The sequence below is a fragment of the Actinomyces urogenitalis DSM 15434 genome (genome assembly GCF_000159035.1).
In the GTDB taxonomy this organism is placed as follows: domain Bacteria; phylum Actinomycetota; class Actinomycetes; order Actinomycetales; family Actinomycetaceae; genus Actinomyces; species Actinomyces urogenitalis.
This window is the reverse complement of sequence record NZ_DS999576.1, coordinates 432,852-437,551: the sequence shown is the minus strand read 5'-3', so window position 1 is coordinate 437,551 and position 4,700 is coordinate 432,852. Positions and strand designations below refer to the sequence as shown.

5 protein-coding genes are annotated in these 4,700 nt (G+C 71.3%); 1 reads left to right on the top strand and 4 read right to left on the bottom strand.

The genetic code is table 11. The features are described 5' to 3' along the window. The 3 genes from whiA to rapZ all read right to left on the bottom strand — a co-directional run. The coding region (whiA, locus tag HMPREF0058_RS10060; RefSeq protein ID WP_006549686.1) for a DNA-binding protein WhiA at window positions 1–313 on the bottom strand (313 nt) is incomplete at its 3' end. Between the two features lie 25 nt (window positions 314–338). Continuing rightward, complete coding sequence (locus HMPREF0058_RS10055; protein WP_006549685.1) at window positions 339–1,376, bottom strand: gluconeogenesis factor YvcK family protein; 1,038 nt, start codon at window positions 1,374–1,376, stop codon at window positions 339–341. 2 nt (window positions 1,377–1,378) lie between these two features. Continuing rightward, a complete protein-coding gene (gene rapZ / locus HMPREF0058_RS10050; RefSeq protein WP_006549684.1) occupies window positions 1,379–2,350 on the bottom strand; it encodes an RNase adapter RapZ in 972 nt (323 codons plus the stop codon). 105 nt (window positions 2,351–2,455) lie between these two features. Here rapZ and purT point away from each other — a divergent pair, with 105 nt between their 5' ends. Further along, a complete protein-coding gene (gene purT / locus HMPREF0058_RS10045) occupies window positions 2,456–3,691 on the top strand; it encodes a formate-dependent phosphoribosylglycinamide formyltransferase (protein WP_006549683.1) in 1,236 nt (411 codons plus the stop codon). Between the two features lie 9 nt (window positions 3,692–3,700). On the opposite strand, the gene uvrC is transcribed toward purT, so the two are convergent. After that, on the bottom strand, window positions 3,701–4,700 hold a 1,000-nt coding region (gene uvrC, locus HMPREF0058_RS10040; RefSeq protein WP_006549682.1), incomplete at its 5' end, for an excinuclease ABC subunit UvrC.

Genomic DNA, 4,700 nt, shown 5'->3' with positions numbered 1-4,700 from the left:
CCACGAGCCCCGCCAGCCGAGCCAGGTCACGCCCCCGCTCGCTCACGCGCAGCACGTAGCGCGATCCGCGGTGCAGCGAGCCTCCGCGCACCACCATGACCTCGGGCTCCAGGGAGTACAGGTCCTTGAGCTCGCGGTGCAGGCGCCGTACCGCCCCGCCGTGGTCCAGCTCAGCCTCGACGACGATCTGACCGGAGACGATGTGCAGTCCGCCGGCAAAGCGCAGCATCGAGGCGACCTCGGCGCGCCGCTGGGGCATGGGGCCAGGTACCACGCGCGCCAGCTCGTCCTTGACGGTGACCGTCAGCGACATGGAGATGCTCCTTCCAGTGTGGTCCTCACAAGGCCTGCTCCTGCTCGGCCCGCCGGTCGGCCTCAACGTCTCCCAGGACGTCGTCGAAGGCGTCACGGAAGGCGGCGGCCAGCCGCAGCGGGTCATGCAGGCAGCTTCCGTCACCGGACCGTACCTGACGCAGGACAAGGGTCGCCCCCATCTGCTCACACACCTGGGCCAGAGAGTCCAGGTCGTCGACAGTGGAGGGATCGGCCAGGACGACGTCCAGGCCAAAACCTGGAGCATAGTCGGACAGCACACGCAGGTGGTCGGCCGGGCTCATGCCGTCGGTCTCACCGCGCTGGGTCGAGAGGTTGAGGACCGCCACCTTGCGGGCGCTGGTCGACATCAGGGCCTGGCGCATCGAGGGCAGGATGAGGTGCGGCAGCACCGAGGTGTACCAGGAGCCCGGTCCCAGGACCACCCAGTCCGCCTCGTCGATCGCGCGCACCGCCTCGGGATGGGCGACGGCGTCAGAGGGCTCTAGGCAGACGTTCTCCAGCCGCCCGCGTGCCGTGGCCACCGCCACCTGGCCACGCACCCGCCGGCGTCGGGCGGCGTCGACGACGTCAGCCTCGATCACCAGGGGTGAGCTGCTCATGGGTACCACCCGCCCGTGGATCGCCAGCAGGCGTCCCACCCAGTCCAGGCCCTCGACCTCGTCACCGAGCAGCTGCCACAGGGCCAGGATGAGCAGGTTGCCCAGAGCGTGGTTGTCCAGCTCCCCCTGGCCGGCGAAACGGTGCTGAAGGACGTCGCGCCAGGTCAGTCCCCACTCCGAGTCGTCGGTCAGCGAGGCCAGCGCCATGCGCAGGTCCCCCGGCGGCAGGCAGTCGAACTCCTGGCGCAGTCGTCCTGAGGAGCCGCCGTCGTCAGCGACCGTGACCACCGCGGTCAGGCGGTGGGTGACGTGGCGCAGCGCCCGCAAGGTGGCGCTCAGTCCGTGGCCGCCTCCCAGGGCGACGACGGCGGGTCCCTCCTCGCCTCGGCGCCGCCAGCCGGCGGAGTCGAGGGTGGTGGCGCGGTGCTGGAGCTCGCTCACGGCTACTCCCTCCCTAGGTCGCGGTGCTGGACGACGACGTTGAATCCCTGCAGACGCAGCCTGGCGGCGATCCGCTCGGCCGAGGCAACCGAGCGGTGCTTGCCGCCGGTGCATCCCACGGCGATCATGACGTTGGGCTTGAGCTCGTCAACGTAGTGCGGCAGTGCCGGCACGAGCAGGTCGGCGTAGCCGTCGACGAAGGCGGCAGCCCCCTCCTGGCGGAAGACGTACTCGGCCACCGGCGCGTCACGCCCGGTCAGGTGCCGCAGCTCGGTGACCCAGTAGGGGTTGGGGATGAAACGCACGTCCAGGACGTGGTCGGCATCCATCGGGATGCCGTACTTGAAGCCGAAGGAGCTCACCGTCACCCGCAGGGCGAGATCGGACTCGCTGGCCACGAGCTCGCGGATGCGTCGGGCCAGGTCGTGGACGGAGAGGTTGGTGGTGTCGATCACGTCATCGGCCTGTCCCTTGAGCCCGGCCAGCAGCGTGCGCTCGTGGGCGATGCCGTCCAGGATCGTGCCGGTGCCCTGGAGAGGATGAGGGCGCCTGGAGGACTCGAAGCGGCGGATGAGGATGGAGTCGGAGGCGTCCAGGAAGATCAGGCGCACCGTCGTACCGGCCTCGCGCAGCTGGCTGAGGTACTGCATGAAGCTGGCGAAGAACTCACGGCTGCGCACGTCCACCACCGCGGCCAGGCGGTGCACACCCGCGCCCACCGTCGTCATCATGCCGGCCAGGGCCGGAAGCAGCTGGGGAGGGAGGTTGTCCACCACGTACCAGTCCAGGTCTTCCAGGGCGTTGGCGGCGCGCGAGCGCCCGGCTCCAGACATTCCGGTGACCACGAGCATCTCGGGACGCTGAGCAGGCGAGACCGGCGGGGTGGCCCGGTCGATCGCTGGGATGCCGTAGGGGACGGTGTCGCTGGAGGGCGCGGCGGCTGGAGCAGCAGGGGTGGTGTCGTGGGCGTCCATGACCTGATCATGGCACTAACGCCGGTAGCGTGGTGCCCGCGTGGGCCCGGTGCCCGCCGTGAATGAAGGCAGGGTCGGGACGACCCACCAGCGAAGGAGAAGGCGTTGGGCACGAGGATCGGTACACCGTGGACGCAGGACGCCACCCGCGTCGCGCTGCTCGGGTCCGGCGAGATCGGCAAGGAGGTGGCCATCGCGCTCACGCGCCTGGGAGTCGAGGTCACCGCGATCGACCGCTATGACGGCGCCCCGGCCCAGCAGGTGGCCCACAACGCGCTGACCGTGGACATGTCCGACCCGGTCGCGCTGGCCGGCGCGATCCGCTCCTGCGGCGCGCAGATCGTCGTCCCCGAGATCGAGGCCCTGGCGACCGACGCCCTGGTCGAGCTTGAGGCGGCAGGCGAGGTCCGCGTGGTGCCCACCGCCCGCGCCGTGCGGCTGACGATGGACCGCGAGGGCATCCGGCGCCTGGCCGCCGAGGAGCTGGGGCTGGCGACCAGCCCCTATGTCTTCGCCTCGAGCCTGGACGAGCTGCGGGCCGGGGTGGAGCGGGTTGGTCTTCCCTGCGTCGTCAAGCCCGTCATGTCCTCCTCCGGCCACGGCCAGTCGGTGGTGCGTGAGGCCAGCCAGATCGAGCATGCCTGGCGCTACGCCGCCCAGGACGGCCGCGTGGACCGCGGTCGGGTGATCGTCGAGGGCTTCGTGGACTTCGACACCGAGATCACGCTGCTCACCGTCCGCTCACGCGACCCGCGCACCGGCCAGACCGTGACCAGCTTCTGCGAGCCGATCGGCCACCGTCAGGTCGACGGCGACTACGTGGAGTCCTGGCAGCCTCAGGCCCTGCCTGCCGCCGCGATAGAGCGGGCTGAGGAGGTCGCGGCCAAGGTCACCGGCGCGCTGGGAGGCTGGGGCCTGTTCGGCGTCGAGCTGTTCGTCGTGGGTGAGGAGGTGCTCTTCTCCGAGGTCTCCCCCAGGCCGCACGACACCGGGCTGGTGACCCTGGCCAGCCAGCGGCTCAGTGAGTTCGAGCTCCACGCCCGGGCGCTGCTCGGTCTGCCGGTGGACACCTCGCTGCGCTCCCCCGCGGCCTCCGCCGTCGTCAAGTCTCCGCTGGAGGCCGGCCACGGTGTGTGCTTCAGCGGGATCGAGCAGGCCCTGGCCGAGCCCGAGTCCGACCTGCGCCTGTTCGGCAAGCCCGTGGCCCACCCCGGCCGGCGGATGGGCGTGGCCGTGGCCAGCGCCGCAGAGGTGGAGGTCGCGCGTGAGCGGGCCCAGCGCGCGGCAGGCAGCGTCGTCGTGACGACCTGCCCCACGCCCGAGACCGCCCAGCCCGCCTGATCGGCCGCGCTAGCGGCCCTGGGCTCCCAGGTGCTCGGCGACCGCCGCCGCCAGCGCCGGCCCGATGCCCTTGACCTGGGAGATCTGCTCGACGCTGGCCTCGCGCAGGCGCTTGACCGAGCCGAACTCCTTGAGCAGGGCCGCCTGGCGCGCTGGGCCCAGCCCAGCGATGTCGTCGAGCACTGAACGCGTCATGCCCTTGCTCCGCTTGGAGCGGTGGTGGGTGATGGCGAAGCGGTGGGACTCGTCGCGCAGGTACTGCAGGAGGTAGAGCGCCGGTGAGGTGCGCGGCAGGATGACGGGAAACTCCTCGCCGGGCACCCACACCTCCTCCAGCCGTTTGGCCAGCCCCACGAGCGGGACGTCGACGCCCAGCTCGTCGAGCACCGCACGCGCGGCGTTGACCTGGGGCAGGCCGCCGTCGACGACGACGAGGCTGGGCGCGTAGGAGAAGCGCCGGGCCCGTCCGGTCTCGGGGTCGATCGGGCCCGAGGCGAGCGCGACGCCATCGCCCTCCTCTCCCACGAGCTCGGCGTCCTCCTGGGAGAGCTCCTGGCCCTGTTCGGCCAGCAGCCGCTTGAAGCGACGCGTGAGGACCTCGTGCATGGCGGCGGTGTCGTCGGTGGCGCCGTGACCGTCCTGGCCGCGGATGAGGAATCGACGGTAGTCGGACTTGCGCGGTGCACCGTCCTCGAAGACGACCATGGAACCGACCTGGTAGGTGCCCTGGGTATGAGAGATGTCGTAGCACTCCACGCGCAGCGGTGCCTCAGGCAGGTCGAATGCCTGCGCCAGCTCCTCCAGCGCCTGGGAGCGCTGGGTGAGGTCACCGGCGCGGCGGGTCTTGTGCAGGCGCAGGGCCTCCTCGGCGTTCTTGCGCACCGTGTCCATGAGCGCGGCCTTGTCCCCGCGCTGGGGCACGCGCAGCTCCACCTTCGCCCCGCGCAGACCCGTCAGCCAGGCTGCCACGGCCTCGGCGTCGGGTGGCAGCACCGGGACCAGGATCTCG